Genomic DNA, 16,801 nt, shown 5'->3' with positions numbered 1-16,801 from the left:
AACCGGCGCCAGCACTCACGAGGAGACGATCGTGGCGGTTCCGGTGTTGACGAACGGATGCGTGGCACTCACGGTGATCGTGCCGGGGGTGCCGCGCATCGAGCGGATCCACACCGCTGCCGCGCCGCCGAGCGCGCCGAAGTCCAGGTAGGGGTCGCCGATCAGCACGCCGGGCCCCTTCGCGGAGACGGCCAGCACTCCGCGGGCATGCGGCCGCGGAGCGCCGTACCGGTCGAGCAAGCGCAGCGCGACCCGGGTGGTGTCCGCGCCGTCGGCGACGATCTGGTCGTCGTCGGCGGTCACCGCGATCGTGTCGTACGCCGGATCCGCGCTGAATCGCCTGCGCAGCACGGTTTGCCCGCCGATCCGGCCTTCGATGCTCAGCTCCGGGCGCGCCCGGCCGTTCACCCGCAAATCCACCGAGAACGGCGGATACGCCAGATGCGGGAACCGGGTGCGATCAGGGTGCACGGTGACCGGACGCTTGCCCGCGACCGTCACCACCAGCACCTCGCAGTTCGACCAGACGATCGCGTCGCGACCCGGTCCGCCCTGCGGCGAGCCGGGGCCGAAATCCCAGTAGAAAGCCGGTTCGATCACCGCGCCGCGGGACGGATCGCGTTGCGCCCGGTAGAACGCCGCGCCGAGTTTGGGGATGCGGAAGAAGTCCATCACGCCCGGGTATTTCACGCCGCGATAGTGGTGGTACCAGCCGGAAGGATAGTCGAAACCGCACCAGCCGAGCAGGCCGCTGTAGCGCGGATCGGACGCGGCGCGGTCGTGCACCCAGGCGTGCAGCATGCTCTGTTCCCGTTGCACGGCAGGGGAATCCGTCCGCCGGAAGTACGCGGAGCCGACGAGGGTGCCGATCGCTTCGCTGACCAGGTACGGAACTCCGCGCCGCGGCGGGCGCAGCGGCGGCGGCGAGCCTGGCGGGCGCGGACGGCTGTAGTCGTTGAAGGAGAACACCCCGCCGCCCGCTTTCACCGGGTACAGCGGCGAAACGTAACCGCGTTCGCCCGCGACCGCGCCGGTGCACGGCCGCATCGGATCGAGTTCCGCGGCGAGCTGGTCGGTTCTCCCGTACAGCGCGTATTGGCCGAGCGTCTCGTTCACCCGGGTGCCCCACACGATGATCGACGGATGATTGCGGTCTCGCACGATCATGTCGTGCACGTCGCGCACCGCCAGCTCCTGCCACGCGGTGTCGCCGACGTGGTCCCAGCCCGGCAGCTCCTCCCACACGAGGACGCCGAGTTCGTCGCAGGCGTCGAGAAACGCCGTCGCCTGCGGATAATGCGAGCAGCGCACCATCGTGCAGTTCAGGTCTTCTTTCAGCAGCTGAGCGTCACGGCGCTGCACCCGGTCCGGCATCGCGCCGCCGACGAACGGGTACCACTGATGGCGGTTGAGCCCGAACAGCTTGAGCGGCCGCCCGTTCAGCCGGAAACCGTCCACAGTGAACTGAGCGTCGCGCAGCCCGGTGCGCACGGGGTAGGTGTGCACTTTGCGGCCGTCGACCTCGAGGGTGACGAGGATGTCGCACAACGCCGGATCGTCGAGATCCCACAGCCGCACCGCGTCGAGGCCCTGCAACGACACCGTCACCTGGGTGTCGCCCTTCGGCAGACCGGTCAGATCGGTGTAGGAGGACGCGACCTCGGCACCGTGCTGGCTGAGCGTGGCGGTGAGCCGGACGGGGCCCTTGACCGCCTTCGCCGAATCCACTGTGCAATGCAGCAACACCTCGCGGTTCGGCGTCAGCACGGCGATCTGCTGCGCGTACACATCGGACAGATACGTCTGCGGCACACCGGTCAGCCGGACTTCGCGGTACATCCCGGCCGGCTGGTAGAAGTCGATCGCCGTCGGGTGGGGGAATTCCGGCAGATCCGGCGGCGTGTTCTGCTGCCAGCGGCCGTCGACGACCACTGCGAGCACATTGTCCTTGCCGGTCAGCAGGCCGGTGACCTCGCAGCGCAGCGGCAGGTAACCGCCGCTGCGCATCGCGACGCGACGGCCGTTGAGGTACACGGTCGCGGCGCTGAGCACCCCGTCGAACTGGAGGAACGCCCGGTTCCGGCGCAGCTGCGCGGGCGCGAGGAAATGCTGCCGGTACACCCAGACGTGCTGCCAGTCCGACGGGTCCCAGTCCTGCCAGGACAGCGGAACCACGCAGTGCGGCACCGAAACCAGCGCCATCCCGCTGTCGTCGAAGTCCGGATCGGTGCTGCCCTGGACGAACGGACCGAACAGCCAGTCCGCGCCGAACCCGTCCCGCGCCGCCGGGGGCGCGGGACGGGACAGCGCGGCCGCGAGCGCGCCCGAACCGGCGAGCACCGCGCCGGCCCCGAGCAGGAAACGTCGCCGGGGCTGCGCGGCGAGCCAGGGGACCCGCGCGGAAGGCTCGCCCGTCATCCCCGCCGGCGGGCGGTTCCGGGACGGGGCGCGGGAGATCCGCCGGAAAGCGTCGACGCCTGCATGGGCGCGAGCTTACTTCCGCCAGTGTTCAGCAGAGGTCAGCAAGCCGGTCGACCTGCTCGGGATCGCTGCCCCAGCAGTACAGCATCACCTCGTCCGCGCCGAGATCGCGGTACGCGCGGATCGCGGCCCGGATGTCGCCGGGAGCGGTGAGCATTCCGCTCACCATGTGGTCCGCCATTTCGGTGAACGCGTAGTACGCGCGCATCGCCGTTTTCGCTTCGTCCGCGACGGAATCCGGGCCGAGCGCGACGTTCACCTGCGCGACGAGCCGCGGCTGGCCCTCGCGGCCGTGCTCCTGCCAGTCGCGGCGCACGGTGTCGAACAGCCCGCCGACCCACGACGGGGGAGCGGCGGCGAGCAGCCCGTCGCCCCAGCGGGCGACGCGGGCCAGCGCCTTGCGCTTGAACGCGCCGATCAGCAGCTCGGGACCGCCTTCGCGGGCCGGAGCCGGGCCGATCGGACCGGCTCCGGCGCTGTACGGTTCGCCGGACCACAGCCGGCGCAGGTCGGCGAGCTGCTGGTCGAGACGGCGGCCGCGTTCGCGCAGCGGGGTGCCGGCGACGTGGTGGTCGTCCTCGCGGCCGCCGACGCCGACGCCGAGCACGAACCGGCCGCCGCTCATCCGGTCGAGCGTGGCGGCCTGCTTGGCGAGCAGGGCGGTCTCGCGCAGCGGGGCGAGCAGGACCTCGGTCTGCAGCCGGATGCGGGTGGTCGCGCCGGCCAGGACGGCGAGCGCGGTGAGCGGTTCGGGATTGTCGTAGACGAGACGGTCGAGCAGCCCGAGCGTGCTGAACGGGCCGGCGTCCGCGCGCCGCGCCCAGTCGAGCAGGGCGGCGGGATCGCTGATGGGCAGGCCAATGCCGATGGACATCGGGGAACCTCCGGTAAAACGGGTCGACAGCTGCAGGGGTTGCCGCCCGCTCCTGGGCCTGGATGTCTTCAGGCCGGCCGGTCCGCTCTGCGGCGTGCTTCCGGGGACCGTTCCATCGGAGTGCCCGCAGATTATCCGGCGGCTGACGGACGGGGCAACGCGTTTTCCAGCACAGCCAGCAGTTCGGTGAGCGCGGGGCCGAGCGGCAGGTCGGCGCGGACGCTCGCGTGCTCGTCGCCGCGGGTCTGGCCGCGGTTGACGATGACCACGGGTTTGCCGGATTTCGCGGCCCGCCGGACAAAGCGCAGGCCGGACATGACGGTGAGCGAAGATCCCAGCACCAGCACCGCGGACGCCTCGTCGACCATCCGGTAGCAGCGTTCTACGCGGGCACGCGGCACGTTCTCGCCGAAGAACACCACGTCCGGTTTCAGCACGCCGGAGCAACTCGTGCAGGGCACGGTGCGGAAGCCGCGGACGACGTCCGCGGCCAGTTCGACGTCGCCGTCCGGGTTGATCCGCGTTGCCACGGCGCCGAAATCCGGATTGGCCGCGCGCAGCCGGGCGTCGAGGTCTTCGCGCGCGGTGGTGCGGCGGCAGTCGAGGCAGACGACGCGGTCGAGGTTTCCGTGCAGTTCGACCACGCCGGGAGTGCCGGCCGCGCGGTGCAGGCCGTCGACGTTCTGGGTGATGACGCCGGAGACCCAGCCGCCCGCGCGCAACGCGGAAACAGCGTGGTGCCCGTCGTTCGGCGCGGCCCGCGCGATGGTGCGCCAGCCGAGGTGGCTGCGCGCCCAGTAACGCTGGCGGCCCGCCTCGCTGGCGACGAATTCGCCGTACGTCATGGGTGTGTGGGTGCGGAGACTGCCGGTTTCGCCGCGGTAGTCGGGTATGCCGGACTCAGTGGAGAGGCCGGCGCCGCTGAGCACGAGCACCCGCCGCCCGGCGACGATCTCGGCCACGTCCGCGACCGTGCCCGTGCGCGGCAGCGGTTCGCCGGGTCCGGCCCAGGTCAGCGTAGGTCGCGTGCGCACTCCGCCAGTCTAGCGATCGCCCGTCCGGAAACCGGGCGATTGGTTTTCCGCGCGGCTGGGTACCAAAGGCCACATGTGGTTCGCGCTGGCTACGCCCGTGGTCGTGATGGTCGCCGCCGTGCTGATGGAATCCGTGGAGCGATATTGCGTGCGGACTCCGAGCGGGGCGGTCCGCCGGCCGGTCGAACGGGCGGCGCTGCGGGAAGCGTCGATGCCGGTCGTAGCCGTCGGGGCGGCTCGGCTCAGGCAGCGGACCGCCTGACCGCCCACGGGCCGGAGGGGCCGGTGTTCTTGGGAGGAACACCGACCCTCCAGCCTGCGGGCGAGGCCCGCGCTCTCCCCGTCGGGGTGGGAGAGCGCGGGCCCTCTTTATATGCGCTGCCGGCTAGCGAAACCGCAGGCTGGGTCGCTTATCGTGCCGTTTGAAGCCGCTTCCTGACGCGTCGTCGCAGCGGCAGGCCGCGGATAGGCCGTACCTATGCTGGCGTGTCGCTTGCTGCCGTGGCAGGTCGGGTAGGCAGGGCGCGCTTCCTCAGCAGGCCAGCCCGCGCCTGTGTTTGCGGTCGTGCGGAGTTCGTCAATGATGGTCTCCTCGCTCGACCAGGGGCGTCGGGGCCGGCCGGATTGAGCGCTGCGCACCGGCGTCGGTTCGGGCGGTGTCGTCGAGCAACGCCTCGCCGAGCGGAGTCGGCAGGTGGATCACCCGATGCTTGTCGCGGTAGCTGGTGATCAAGCCGTTCGCGCGCAGGACGGTAGCGTGTTTCGACACGGCAGCCGGCGAAAGGTCCAGCATGCTGGCCAGTTCGCCGGTGCTGGTGGAGTGGCGTCGGGCCACTGAGCGCAGGACGGTTGCGCGGGTGCGGCCGATTAGGTCGGCCAATTGCGCGCCGCCGTGCTGGTCGCGGAACCACAACGGCGAGTCGGTTCCGACGCTGATCGGGTAGATGATTGTCGGCGTTCCGTCGTCGCCGGCGAAACGCGGCAGCCGCGTGAAGACCGACGGCATCAGGCGAAGACCCTGTCCTCGCAGGCGGAGATCGCCGTGGGGGCCGTCCGGGAGGTGGCACTGCAGAATGGGCGGCTGCCAGTCCAGAGCGGAATGGAGACCGCCGAGGAGCTGTTCCGCTCCCTGTGCGGCGAGCGTGGTCGCGCGGAACTGCAGATCCGTTTGGCGGCTTCGCACAACCGCTGGCCAGACCGGGGCGATCGCCGCCGTGTGGTAGACGCGGTACTCGCGGACCAAGTGGTCGCGGGCCCCGGCATCGCCGTCGGCGAGCGCCCAGCCCCACTGCGGCACGCGCCGACGGCGATCTATGTACCGCAGCGCCCTGCCCACCAGATGCCGAGACGCGGTGCGGACGTCGTCCCAGGCGGGTTCGAGGCCGGGGGAAGTAGGCCCCAGGAACGCGGGTACCAGCCCGGCCGGGCCGATGAGATGACGCAACATCGGCAGCGGCGTTCGGACGCGACGCGACACCAGATCTCGCCACGGCTCGAAGACCGCGCCGCCCTGCCGGCGCAGGAGGAGTTCGAGGCTGAAGACGGTTTCGACAAGCGGAGCCGGGTCCATGGCCAGGCGGATCCGAGTCAGGTCTTTCGGCGTGAAATGGATCCGCAGCATCACTTCCCCCGACCCATGCGAGCGGTCGCCCGAGCCGAGTCCAGGTTACCGGGAAGATTTCCCTGACAGGAAGCGGTATGGAGTGAATGCACGCTGATCCGCGACGCTGGTGCTGCCCGGTCGCGGGAAGCGGCGGGAGTCACCGGAACGAGGATCACGGCTCATCGGGAGAGCATTGTCCGATCAGGCCGGAACTTGTCACGCAAAGGAAAACTCACGATGGCAAAGGAGTTGAAGCGAATTCATGCGCAATGAGAGAGAAGTACGAGCGAGATCGCTCGCTGGTGGGCGCCGTCGATCGGGTGTGCTGCTGGCAGTTTCAGCGCTGCTCGTGAGCATCGTAGCGATTGTCTCCGCTCCCGCATCGGCGGGCGCCGCGCCTTCAAGCTCTGGGCTGCAGGCGCATTGCAGCGATCCTGGCCGGCCTCTGTATCGATTTCGCTGGGACGGGACCATCACCGGCGAAGGCATCGGAGTCCGCACGGGACATGCCTACCGCTGCGACGTCCTCGAGAGTCTTCACAAGGGCACTCGGGTGGATGTCTGGTGTCGCGCGGACATCGCAGGCGATTCGCAATCGCCCTGGATCTTCCTCAAGATCGACCACGGCAGATTCTTTACGTTAGGGTGGGTCCCGGATCGCTGGATCCATCGGACTCATCAGGGGCCTCCGCAAAACGCGGTCCCTCGGTGTTGATTTAGGCACGCTGGTGATGGCGCTCTCGGAAACAGGAGAGCGCCATCACCAGCGTGCGACTCACCAGTCGACAAGAAGATCGCCGCGGTCGATCGCTACCGGGCCGCGTCCTTGGTGAGCTGCCGGTACCAGTCGTCGTACGGATGGTTCGTCGCCGGGTAGTTGACCAGCGGATCGGTGGCCAGGCCGGCGTCGTCGAAGTCCCAGCCGCGGACCACGTGTCCGCTCTTGCGCGCAGCGACCAAGAACGCGGAATCCTTCGCCGGAGCCCCGTAGAACAGCCCGTCCTTCAGTTCGGCCGGGTCGCCCTGCTGGTATTCGTCGAACGCGACCTGCTGGTATTGCACGCGGCCGCCGGCGACGAGATCCGTGGAGTAGCGCAGGGTTTGCGCCGGGGTGGACCCGTCGGCGCCGGTGGTGACAGAGATTCGCCCGGCGTTTGCCTTGTCGTAACGGGGATCGGAGGTCTTCGCGTTGCCGGTCCAGGTCACTGTGTCGCCGGAGAGCGTGCCGCGCCACTGCCAATTCTGGTCGCTCGCCTGGCTGCGGTGGATCTCGCGGAGCCCGGAGCTGGTGAAGGCGACCGTCGGCAGCACGCCGTTGTCGTACTGATGGCTTGCCGACCAGGCGATTTCGCCGTCCGCGCCCAGCTGTCCGGTGCGGTACCAGAGCGTGGCGGCGCTTTGCGACTGGTGCACTTCGACGATCCGGCCGGAGTCGTCGAGCGCGACGGCCGGGGTCTGGCCGCTGTCGTAGCGGCCGTGGCGTCGCCAGGTGACGCGGCCGTCGGCGCCGAGCTGCCCGGTCCAGTACCAGAGCGCGCCGCCGCCGGAGTCGTGCACCTCGACGACCTGGCCGCGGCTGTTGATCGCGACCGCGGGGTGGTAACCGACGTCCCGGCGGTACGCGGCGCGGGTGCCGCCGTCGCCCGACAGCAGCGGGAGGACCTTGCCGCGCAAGGAATCCGTGGTCGCGCCGGTGCGGTAGGCGGCGGGGGAGAGCAGCCGCGGCCCGAACGCGGCACTCAGCTCGGCGTTGACCGCGGCCAGGTTTCCGGCGGCGAACGAGTCGTTGTCGGTGAGGTCGTCCTTCAGGTCGAGCATGACCACGATCGGCGCGGCGTCCGGATGCGCGGCCGACCAGGTGTTCACTGCGGCCAGCCAGTCGCGGAGGCGGTCGGACGCCGGGTTGCCCGCGTGGTCGACCAGGTCGCCGGGCGAGCTGTGGCCGATGCCGTAGTCGTGCCGGGTGGCGTATCCGTTGTCGTGGATGTCGAATTCGATGAACCGGACACCGTGGTCGAGCTGGTAGGAGATGGATCCCTTCGCGCCGTCGACGTTGCCGGAGTAGCTGTTGTGCGTCGCGGCGAAGACGGTGTCGGAGAAGGGCTGCGCGGCGTTCGCGGGTGCGCCGCCGAGCGCGGTGACGGCTGCGGCAATGAGCGCGGTGGTGCGCAATCGGTTCATTCAGACCCCCAGGTCGGCTGGACAACCGGCGAAATACTGGCGATCTTGGCAGAGATTCATGGCATGTTCTCCAGATGCGGGAAAACGACGAGGAAACGTTCGCCGAGCACGTGGCAGAGCTGCTGTCCGGTTTGCCGGGAGTCGAAGCGGTGGCGCTGGGCGGTTCGCGGGCGCGCGGCACGCACCGCCCGGACAGCGACTGGGACTACGCGGTGTACTACCGCGGCGCGTTCGACCCGGACGACCTGCGCGCGCTCAACCTGCCCGGCGAGGTTTCCGGCCTGGGCGAATGGGGCGGCGGGGTCTTCAACGGCGGGGCGTGGCTGACCGTCGAGGGACGGCGCGTCGACGTGCACTACCGGGACCTGGACGTGGTCGAGCACGAGCTGGCCGAGGCGGCGAAGGGCCGGTTCCGTTGGGAGCCGCTGGCGTTCCACCTGGCCGGGATCCCGAGTTACCTGGTGGTGGCGGAGCTGGCGCTGAACCGGGTGCTGCGCGGGGAGCTGCCGCGGCCGGAGTACCCGGAGCTGTTGCGGGAGAACGCGCCCAGGTTCTGGCGCTCTTCGGCGGCGCGGACGATGCAGTACGCGAAGTCGGCGTATGTGCTGCACGGGCGGGTCGCGGAGAGCGCGGCGTCGGCCGGGGTGGCGGCGATGCAGGCCGGGCACGCGGTGCTGGCCGCGCGAGGGGAGTGGGTGACGAACGAGAAAACCTTGCTGGAACGGGCGGGGTTGCGCGGACTCGACGATGTGGTGGCCGGGATGGGCCACGATCTGCCGGGGGCGTTCGCGACGGCGTGCGCGCTGATCGGTCAGGCGGTGCGAGCCGAGTAGTCCGGAATCCCTGACCGCACAACGGTTTCCGCCTGTCAAACCTCAGCGGACGGCACGGATCCGTTTCATTTCGCCGGTTTCGGGTATATGACCGCAGCACGGTTGCGGCCGCCGCGCCGTGGCGAGCCGCACGTGCTGAACGGAGGAACGCCCTATGCAGGAGTCCGAGCCGGTCGCGAAGGATCCGGACAAGGGATACGTAGCGCTGCTCGGCTGGTCGCTCAACGCGGTCGAGGCGCTCGACCGGTTCGACCGGCGCTATGTCGTGGTCGCCCCGGACTGGGCGGAGAAGTACTGCGTCGAGCACGACATCCCTTACGTGTCGTGGAATTTCGAGCGGCTCAACGACCGGTCGATGGAGATCGCCGAGATCCTGCACGAGGAAGGCGTCGACGTCGCCATCCCGCTGTTCGAGGAGACCGTCGAATGGGCCGGGGCGATCAACTCGGTGCTGATGGACAATCCGCGCCTGTTCGGCCAGGCGATGCTGCTGCGGGACAAGGCGCTGATGAAGCGGCGCGCGCAGCTCGGCGGCATCCGGGTGGGGATCTTCGAGGAGGCGCACGACCGCGAAGACGTCGTCCGGTTCCTCAAGCGGGTCAACCAGACGCTGCTCAAGCTCGACGGCGACCCGAACGACCCCATCCACCTCAAGGCGTTCGACAAGGCGGGCTGCCTCGGGCACCGCGTCATCCGCACCCCGGACGAGATCGACTCGATCCCCGAGGAAGAGTTCCCGGTCCTGATGGAATCGCATCTCGACGGCTGGGAATTCGCCGTCGAGGCGTGGATCCACGGCGGCAAGGTCAAGTTCCTGAACATCTCGGAGTACGTCACGCTCGGGTACTCGGTGTTCGTGCCGGCGACCCCGGAGCTGGAGCGGTACCGGCCGCAGATCACCGCGCAGATCGAGAAGCTCGTCAAGACCTTCGACATCGAGTTCGGCTTCGTCCATCCGGAGTACTTCGTCACCAGCGACGGCGAGATGTACTTCGGCGAGGTCGCCTACCGGCCGCCCGGCTTCAAAGTCTTCGAGCTGCTCGAACGGGCTTACGGCTTCAACGCCTACCAGGCGCTGGTCCTGTCCTTCGACCCGAAGACGACCGAGGAGGAGATCGACGCCTTCTTCCCGAGGGAGGTCGTCGACGCGACCGGCGTCGCGGGCTGCTTCGGCGTTTACCCGCGCCGCCGCGTGGTAAGCGAGTTGCGGATCCCGCAGCAGACCGAGGACGACGACTACTACGAGTCGCACGACCTGACCGCGCCGCTGGAAGAGACGGTGACGAAGAGGACCGCGTTCGGCACGCACTGGGGTCTGCTGTACTTCTTCGGGGACGACCCCTACCGGATGCGCGACCTGCTGAAGGAACAGGAAGAACTGGACTTCTACGTCTGAGCACGGACGAGTCCGCCACCCCGACCGAAGGACGCACTTGCAGCCGAACGCCGACGTCACCGGCGCGACCACGACGCTGGCCAAACGCGTGGCCTCGCTAGACGATGCTGTCCGGGCCATGGCCGAAGCCCGCGACTTCGGCAAGCACACGAAGCTGCGGCGCGTGCTGGAAGCGCTGCGGCGGGTCCTGCTGCAGCCGGACGGCGCGGCCGCGGTCCGGGCGAGGGCGCGGGCGCTGGAGGAGGCCGGGGTCTTCCGGGGCACCGACTGGGACACCCCGGAGATCCTGATCCCCGCGCTGGTCGGGCCCGGCCTGCACAGCGGGAACTCCGACACCGTGGTGATCGAGGCGACCAGCGAACTGCGGATGCTCGCGGTCGCGTGCGGCGACTACGAGCATCCGACGCTGCCCGCCGAGGACGCCCGCGTCTTCCTGTCGCAGGTGCTCGGGGCGAATCTCGAGCTGCTGTTCACCCCGCCCAGCGAGGCCGAGCGGACGAGGCAGGGCCGCACGGCGCAGCTGATCCGGGACCTGCTGCGGTACCTCGCCGACCAGATCGGCTACGACAGCATCCTGGACAAGGTGGTCGAGGAGATCTGGCGGATCCTGCGCCAGCGCCCGATCCAGGTCGACCAGGTCAAATCGCTGATCACGCGGATCTCGATCTACCGGGGCGACCCGGACGTCGACCTGGGCGGATCGTCGGTGCAGGGCCTCGACCGGCTCATCACCAGCCTGTTCGGGACCACCGAGGCCTGCCGGGAGGACCCGGGCGTGGAGGTCTTCCGGGCGCGGCTCGAGGCGATGGACGCGGCGAGCCTGCAGTACGAGGCGGCCGGGTTCGCCCGCGCCATGCACGACACCGGCCTGGTGTCCCCGTACCACGCCGAACTGCTGCGGTACCTGGCGCACGAGAGCGACTACCTGCTCGGCGAGGCGCTGGGCCTGTCCGACGTGGGCCGGAACTGCCTCCTGCGCTACCACGACCTGGTCCACCGGCTGATCGAAGAAGCCGTGCACCCGCAGACCGCGCAGTGCGTCTACGGGCTGGCGCTGCTGCTCGACCGCGGCATCCTCTACGAACCGCCGGTCGTGCCCGCGCTGTGGCGGCAGCTGGCGCTGGAGCTGTCCACCGCCGCGAGGGAACGGCTCGCGCTCGTGTTCGGCGACCAGCCGAGGCCCGAGGCGCGGCTGCTCGCGGGCGTGCTGTCGATGCTGGGCCAGCCGCTCGGCGTCGGGCAGGGCGACAACCCGACCTGCCAGTCGGCGCGGGCGCTGTCGATGTGGGCCTACAACGACCCGGACTACCTGCTCCAGGTCGTGGTGTGGGCGGCCCGCGACGACGAGGTCGTCATGCACTTCGAAGGCCAGCCGGTCTCGTCGAAGGAAAGCGGGGCCGGGCTGTCCGCGTCGCTGCCCGCCGACCTGGACCCGGTGTCGTCGCTCGTCGTGCCCCATCTCGACCGGATCTACGCCGAGATGGGCCGCCGCTGCGCCGACCGGCCGGGCGACCCGCACCGCTGGGTCAACCCCGAGTTCCACGGCTGGTGGGCCGCTCGGGGTTTCCGCATCAACGTGGACGTCGCCACCGGCAAACTGGTCGACGTCGACGATTTCCTGCGGCAGTTCCACGCGAGCTACCACCCGTCCTACAACGGCGAGCAGCCGCTGATCCACCCGCAGCCCGCCGGGATCGCGGTCACCGACAGCGCCGCCCGCTACGTCGGCTGGCACGCGATCACGATCCTGCGCACCGCCCCGGACCCCGACGACGTCATGCGGGTGTACTTCTACAACCCGAACAACGACAGCGGCCAGGACTGGGGCGACGGCGTCGTGGTCTCCACCGCGGGCAACGGCGAGCGGTTCGGCGAGGCTTCGCTGCCGTTCGACCAGTTCGCGTCCCGCCTGTACATCTTCCACATCGACCCGAAGGAACACGGGGAGCCGGAGAAGGTGCCGGCCGAGGACGTCGCGCGGATCATCGGCTACCTCGAGCGCAGCTGGGGCGCGGACCGGCTGCCTGCCGGGACGTTGCAGGCGGCTCCTCCGAAGGCTTGACCTCCGTCAGCCGAGCGCGGCGTCGAGAGCGACCGCGGCGTCGATGAGCGCCAGGTGCGTGAAGGCCTGCGGGAAATTGCCGAGCTGCTCGCCGGTCGGCGCGATCTCTTCGGCATAGAGGCCGACGTGGTTGGCGTAGGTCAGCATCTTCTCGAACGCGGTGCGGGCCTCCTCCAGCCGTCCGGCGCGGGTCAGCGCGTCGACGTAATCGAAGCTGCACAACGAGAACGTGCCCTCGCCGCCGGCGAGCCCGTCCGGGGACACGAGCGGATCGTAGCGGTAGACCAGGCTGTCGGTGACCAGATCGGCCTTGATCGCGTCGAGCGTCGAGAGCCAGAGCGGGTCCTTGGCCGGGAGGAAACCGGTGCGGGGCATCCGGAGCAGGGCCGCGTCCAGTTCGTCGCCGGTGTCGTGCTGGACGAAGGCGTTGCGCGTGCGGCGCCAGCCCCGGCTGAGGATCTGGCTGTGGATGCTGTCGCGCTGCCAGGTCCAGTCCTCGACCGGGGCGGGGCGGCCGTGCACGTCCGCGAGCCGGATGGCGCGGTCGAACGCGACCCAGCTCATCAGGCGGCCGTAGGTGAAGCGTTTCCGGCCGCCGCGGGTTTCCCAGATGCCTTCCTCGGGCTGGTCCCAGTGGTCGCCGAGCCAGTCGAGCGCGGCGCGGAGGGCGGTCCAGCCCTGGTGGGGGAGTTCGAATCCGGCCCGGTCGGCGGCGAAGACGCTGTCGAGGGCTTCGCCGTAGATGTCGAGCTGCAACTGCCCGGCCGCGGCGTTGCCGATCCGGACCGGGCTCGACCCGCGGTGCCCGGACCAGTGCGCGAGGCGTTCCTCCCGCAGGTCCGACGCGCCGTCGACGCGGTACAGGACGGCGAGCGGCCCGCTGGCCCCGCCGTCTCCTTCGCGGATGCGGTCGCCGAGCCAGCTCCCGAACCGGGCGGCTTCCTCGGCGAATCCCAGTGCCAGCAACGCCGAAACCGAGAACGACGCGTCGCGGACCCAGGTGTAGCGGTAGTCCCAGTTGCGTTCCCCGCCGATCTGCTCGGGAAGGCCGAGGGTCGGCGCGGCGACCAGTCCGCCGGACGGCGCGTAGGTGAGCAGTTTGAGGGTGATCGCCGAACGGGACACGATTTCCCGCCAGCGGCCGCGGTAGGGGGAGCGGCCGAGCCAGGCGCGCCACCAGTCCACTGTGGACTCGAAAAGCTCGGTGAACTCGCCGACGCCGATCTCCCGCGGCGGCGCGGCGGCTCCGGTTTCGAGCACGACGCCGCGGACTTGGCCCGCTTCGAGGGAGAGCCGCAGGTGCACGTCCTCGCCTTCGACGCGTGCTTCGGCGAGGTGTTCGTCGCCTGGTTCGCGGACCGCGTGCAGCACCAGCGACGTTCCGGGCGCGGTGAACACGGCCCCGTTCTTGACGAGCATCGCCCGGTGCGGACGGCGGCCGTAGTCGAAGCGGGGCGCGACCACCACGTCGAACGTCATCCGGCCGCGGACGCAGCGCACGAGCCGGGCGATCCGGTGCCGCTCGGCGGGGGCGTCGCCGCACGGCGGCATGAAGTCGACGACCTCGCCGATCCCGTCCGGGCCGGAGAACCGGGTGATCAGCACCGCGGTGTCCGGGTGGTACATCTGCGAGCTCGCGCACGCTCCCGCCGGGCGGACGCGGAACCGGCCGCCGCGCTCGTCGTCGAGCAGGGCGCCGAAGACCGACGCCGAATCGAACCGCGGCGCGCAGAACCAGTCGATCGACCCGTCGGTCGTCACCAGCGCGGCGGTCTGCAGGTCTCCGATCAGCGCGTGCTCGGCGATGGCGGTCTCGGTCATGATTCCTCCCTCGGGGCAACGGATTCGCTCCTCCGCACCGTCGCCGCGGCGGGCCGGCGCCGCCTCATCCGCGCGGGGTGAGGTGGCCCGGCCCGGGCCCGGCCACCGTGTGCGGAACCCGAGCAGGAAGGCCCGCCGATGATCGTGCTGCCGTTGGCTCTCGCTCAGTTCGTCGCGAGTTACGCGGCGACCACCATGACTGTCGCGGTCAGCGCGGTCGCCGCGGATCTCGGCACCACCGTGCTCGGCGTGCAGGCGGCGATCACGGTGTTCACGCTGACCATGGCGTCGCTGATGGTGCCGGGCAGCAAGCTGAGCGATCTGCTGGGCCGCAAGCGGTGTTTCCTCGCCGGGCTGGCCGTCTACGGCGCGGGCGCGCTGCTGGCTTCGCTCGCGCCCGGACCCGGGTTGCTGATCCTCGGCTACTCGCTGCTCGAAGGGATCGGTTCGGCGCTGATGATCCCGCCGATCTACATCCTGGTCACCGTGACGAGCCCGGATCTGGCGGCCCGCGCGCGGGCGCTGGGCGTGGTCAGCGGCGCGGGAGCGCTCGGCGCGGCGGCGGGTCCGCTCCTCGGCGGCCTGGTGACGACGTGGCTCGGCTGGCGCGCGTCGTTTCTGGTGCAGGTGCTGCTGGTCGGCCTGATCGTCCTGCTGGCCCTGCGCGTCGCCGAACCGCCGGCGCCGCCCCGCGAGAAGCGATTCGACGTCGGCGGCGCGCTGCTTTCCGCGGCTGGCTTGTTCTTCCTCGTTTTCGGTGTCCTGCAGTCCGGCGAATACGGCTGGTTCGTTTCCCGCGCGGACTTCGCCGTCGCCGGGATCGTGCTGCTCCCGGCGGGAAGCATCTCGCCGGTATGGCTGTTCGCCGGGATCGGCGGCGCGTTGCTGGCCGTGTTCGTCGCGGACCTTCGTGCGCGCGAACGAGCGGCCCGGGAGCCGCTGGTGCCGTCAGGGCTGTTCCGCGACCGGGTCACCGGACTCGGCTTGGCGACCCAGCACGTGCAGTGGCTCGTGCTCCAGGGCGCTTTCTTCGTGGTGGCAGTCTTTCTGCAGGAGGTCCGCGGTTGCGACGCGATCGAAACCGGGCTGATGCTGACGCCCGCGACGGTCGGCATCCTCGCCGCTTCGGCTGCCGCCGGCCGGATGGCGCGCAGGCATTCGCAGCGTTGGCTGATCCGCGTCGGCTTCGTCCTCGCCGTCGCGGGACTGCTCCTCGTGCTTGTGCTGGTGCGCGCCGATTCGGGAGTGGCGAGCTCCGTGCCCGGGCTGTTCTTCCTCGGCGCGGGTGTCGGGATCATGCTGACGGCTTCGGCGAACCTGGTGCAATCCCGCTTCCCGGACGCGGCTCAGGGCGACATTTCGGGGGTGTCGCGCAGTGTGTCCAACCTCGGCTCGTCGGTGGGGACCGCGCTGGCCGGGTCCGTCCTCGCCGGGACTCCGCACCTCGGAGACCGCTCGTTCGCGCTCGCCCTCGCGACGTTGTGCGTCGCGGCGGTGGCCGGTCTCGTCGCCGCGCTGCTGCTCCCGGAGTGAACTGTCGCTTGTGGACGGACGGCGGCGGCGCACCGCGGCCACGATCACCCGCAGCACCACGCCGAGCACCACCAGGTCGGCGACCATCTGGAGGGTCACCAGCACCCGGGCCGTGGCGGAAACCGGGGCGATGTCGCCGAACCCGACCGAACTGAACACCGTGACCGCGAAGTACAGCGCGTCGGTGCGGGTCAGGTCCGCGCTGAAGGAACCGGGACGGTCGTGGCCGAGCACGTAGTAGCCGTCGGCGAACAGCAGCAGGAACAACGGGACGACGAGCGCCAGCGCCTGGACGCCCTGCCCGGCCGGGAACGGCGAGCGCAGGATCATCCGGACCTCGCCGACGACCAGCAGCACCACGAGGGCGAGTCCGGCGACCAGGACGGCCAGGGTCCAGGGCCGCAGCGGCCGGCCGGCCGGGAGCAGATAGTAGAGGCAGACCAGCGCGGTGACCGTGAGCAGGGGCCGGAGCACCGCGAGCCGGAAGAACCGCCACCGCGGCGACGCGGTCACGGCGCGAGCGCCTTCCGCATCAGGGTCTGGTACTCCGCGTCGTTGATGACGCCGTCGTCCAGCAGCCGCCGGGCTTCCGCGATCTGCGCGGCGCTCGTGGTGTCCGATGTGGACACTGAACGCACGTAGTCGGCGAAGCGCCGTTCGACGGCGGCTTCCCGGACGCGCCGCCGGTCGCGCATGCGCCGGCCCTCGATGCCCAGGTAGAGCAGGACGCCGAGGACCGGCAGCACGAGCATCAGCACGGTCCAGCCCGCCTTGGCCCAGCCGGAGGCGTCGGAACGGCGGTACAGGTCGCCGATGGCTGCGAACAGCAGGCCGAACCACGCGACCCAGCAAAAGAACACCAGCATCGTCGCCATCACGTTCAAGAACGGGTACTCCGCGCTCGCCAGGGTCATGACCTTCTCCTCGCCGGGATCGGGGCCGGACGGGCGCCGGCCCATTCCGGCCCACCCGACCGGATCCCG

At 70.2% G+C, this 16,801-nt stretch carries 12 protein-coding genes and 1 pseudogene; 5 read left to right on the top strand and 8 right to left on the bottom strand.

The genetic code is table 11. The features are described 5' to 3' along the window. Positions 1–15: 15 nt before the first annotated feature. The 3 genes from L3Q65_RS16100 to L3Q65_RS16090 form a co-directional block, all read right to left on the bottom strand. Positions 16–2,418, bottom strand: a complete 2,403-nt coding sequence (locus tag L3Q65_RS16100; protein ID WP_182888848.1) for a glycoside hydrolase family 2 protein — start codon at positions 2,416–2,418, stop codon at positions 16–18. A 91-nt stretch (positions 2,419–2,509) separates the two neighbouring features. Further along, entirely contained in the window at positions 2,510–3,355 is an 846-nt protein-coding gene (locus tag L3Q65_RS16095; protein WP_237600148.1) for an LLM class flavin-dependent oxidoreductase, read from the bottom strand. Between the two features lie 131 nt (positions 3,356–3,486). Further along, positions 3,487–4,389, bottom strand: a complete 903-nt coding sequence (locus tag L3Q65_RS16090) for an NAD-dependent protein deacetylase (protein WP_237600147.1) — start codon at positions 4,387–4,389, stop codon at positions 3,487–3,489. A gap of 73 nt (positions 4,390–4,462) precedes the next feature. Between L3Q65_RS16090 and L3Q65_RS16085 the strand changes: the two genes are divergently transcribed. Then, on the top strand, positions 4,463–4,651 hold the full coding sequence (locus L3Q65_RS16085) for a hypothetical protein (protein WP_182888851.1): 189 nt from the start codon (positions 4,463–4,465) through the stop codon (positions 4,649–4,651). 315 nt (positions 4,652–4,966) lie between these two features. On the opposite strand, the gene L3Q65_RS16080 is transcribed toward L3Q65_RS16085, so the two are convergent. Next, on the bottom strand, positions 4,967–6,010 hold the full coding sequence (locus L3Q65_RS16080; RefSeq protein WP_237600146.1) for a helix-turn-helix transcriptional regulator: 1,044 nt from the start codon (positions 6,008–6,010) through the stop codon (positions 4,967–4,969). A 792-nt stretch (positions 6,011–6,802) separates the two neighbouring features. Beyond that, entirely contained in the window at positions 6,803–8,173 is a 1,371-nt protein-coding gene (locus L3Q65_RS16075) for a hypothetical protein (protein WP_237600145.1), read from the bottom strand. A gap of 74 nt (positions 8,174–8,247) precedes the next feature. Between L3Q65_RS16075 and L3Q65_RS16070 the strand changes: the two genes are divergently transcribed. From L3Q65_RS16070 to L3Q65_RS16060, 3 genes are all read left to right on the top strand, one after another. Beyond that, positions 8,248–9,006 (top strand): nucleotidyltransferase domain-containing protein, encoded by a 759-nt coding sequence (locus L3Q65_RS16070; RefSeq protein WP_237600144.1) that lies wholly within the window; start codon positions 8,248–8,250, stop codon positions 9,004–9,006. Positions 9,007–9,160: 154 nt separating this feature from the next. Beyond that, entirely contained in the window at positions 9,161–10,402 is a 1,242-nt protein-coding gene (locus L3Q65_RS16065) for an acetyl-CoA carboxylase biotin carboxylase subunit family protein (RefSeq protein WP_237600143.1), read from the top strand. Positions 10,403–10,439: 37 nt separating this feature from the next. Next, positions 10,440–12,464 (top strand): hypothetical protein, encoded by a 2,025-nt coding sequence (locus L3Q65_RS16060; RefSeq protein ID WP_182888856.1) that lies wholly within the window; start codon positions 10,440–10,442, stop codon positions 12,462–12,464. A gap of 6 nt (positions 12,465–12,470) precedes the next feature. On the opposite strand, the gene L3Q65_RS16055 is transcribed toward L3Q65_RS16060, so the two are convergent. Beyond that, positions 12,471–14,285, bottom strand: a complete 1,815-nt coding sequence (locus L3Q65_RS16055) for a glycoside hydrolase family 15 protein (protein ID WP_237600142.1) — start codon at positions 14,283–14,285, stop codon at positions 12,471–12,473. 138 nt (positions 14,286–14,423) lie between these two features. Here L3Q65_RS16055 and L3Q65_RS16050 point away from each other — a divergent pair, with 138 nt between their 5' ends. Then, positions 14,424–15,818 (top strand): MFS transporter, encoded by a 1,395-nt coding sequence (locus L3Q65_RS16050; protein ID WP_237600141.1) that lies wholly within the window; start codon positions 14,424–14,426, stop codon positions 15,816–15,818. Between the two features lie 87 nt (positions 15,819–15,905). Here the strand turns inward: L3Q65_RS16050 and L3Q65_RS16045 are convergent. After that, positions 15,906–16,148, bottom strand: a pseudogene (locus tag L3Q65_RS16045) (potassium channel family protein); the annotation flags it as partial. 179 nt (positions 16,149–16,327) lie between these two features. Next, positions 16,328–16,732 carry an SHOCT domain-containing protein gene (locus L3Q65_RS16040; protein ID WP_182888859.1) on the bottom strand — a complete coding sequence of 135 codons (405 nt, stop codon included), beginning with the start codon at positions 16,730–16,732 and terminating at the stop codon, positions 16,328–16,330. Positions 16,733–16,801 lie beyond the last annotated feature (69 nt).

It is taken from the genome of Amycolatopsis sp. FU40, from assembly GCF_021903635.1.
GTDB classification, from domain to species: Bacteria; Actinomycetota; Actinomycetes; order Mycobacteriales; family Pseudonocardiaceae; genus Amycolatopsis; species Amycolatopsis dendrobii.
Note: the sequence above shows the minus strand (reverse complement) of the source record. Positions and strands in the feature narration are given on the sequence as shown.

Bases quoted from the DNA above. Each gene is read 5' to 3' on its own strand.
- L3Q65_RS16100 (WP_182888848.1), bottom strand. From the start codon at position 2,418: ATGACGGGCGAGCCTTCCGCGCGGGTCCCCTGGCTCGCCGCGCAGCCC.
- L3Q65_RS16095 (WP_237600148.1), bottom strand. From the start codon at position 3,355: ATGTCCATCGGCATTGGCCTGCCCATCAGCGATCCCGCCGCCCTGCTC.
- L3Q65_RS16085 (WP_182888851.1), top strand. From the start codon at position 4,463: ATGTGGTTCGCGCTGGCTACGCCCGTGGTCGTGATGGTCGCCGCCGTG.
- L3Q65_RS16080 (WP_237600146.1), bottom strand. From the start codon at position 6,010: ATGCTGCGGATCCATTTCACGCCGAAAGACCTGACTCGGATCCGCCTG.
- L3Q65_RS16075 (WP_237600145.1), bottom strand. From the start codon at position 8,173: ATGAACCGATTGCGCACCACCGCGCTCATTGCCGCAGCCGTCACCGCG.
- L3Q65_RS16070 (WP_237600144.1), top strand. From the start codon at position 8,248: ATGCGGGAAAACGACGAGGAAACGTTCGCCGAGCACGTGGCAGAGCTG.
- L3Q65_RS16065 (WP_237600143.1), top strand. From the start codon at position 9,161: ATGCAGGAGTCCGAGCCGGTCGCGAAGGATCCGGACAAGGGATACGTA.
- L3Q65_RS16055 (WP_237600142.1), bottom strand. From the start codon at position 14,285: ATGACCGAGACCGCCATCGCCGAGCACGCGCTGATCGGAGACCTGCAG.
- L3Q65_RS16050 (WP_237600141.1), top strand. From the start codon at position 14,424: ATGATCGTGCTGCCGTTGGCTCTCGCTCAGTTCGTCGCGAGTTACGCG.
- L3Q65_RS16040 (WP_182888859.1), bottom strand. From the start codon at position 16,732: ATGACCCTGGCGAGCGCGGAGTACCCGTTCTTGAACGTGATGGCGACG.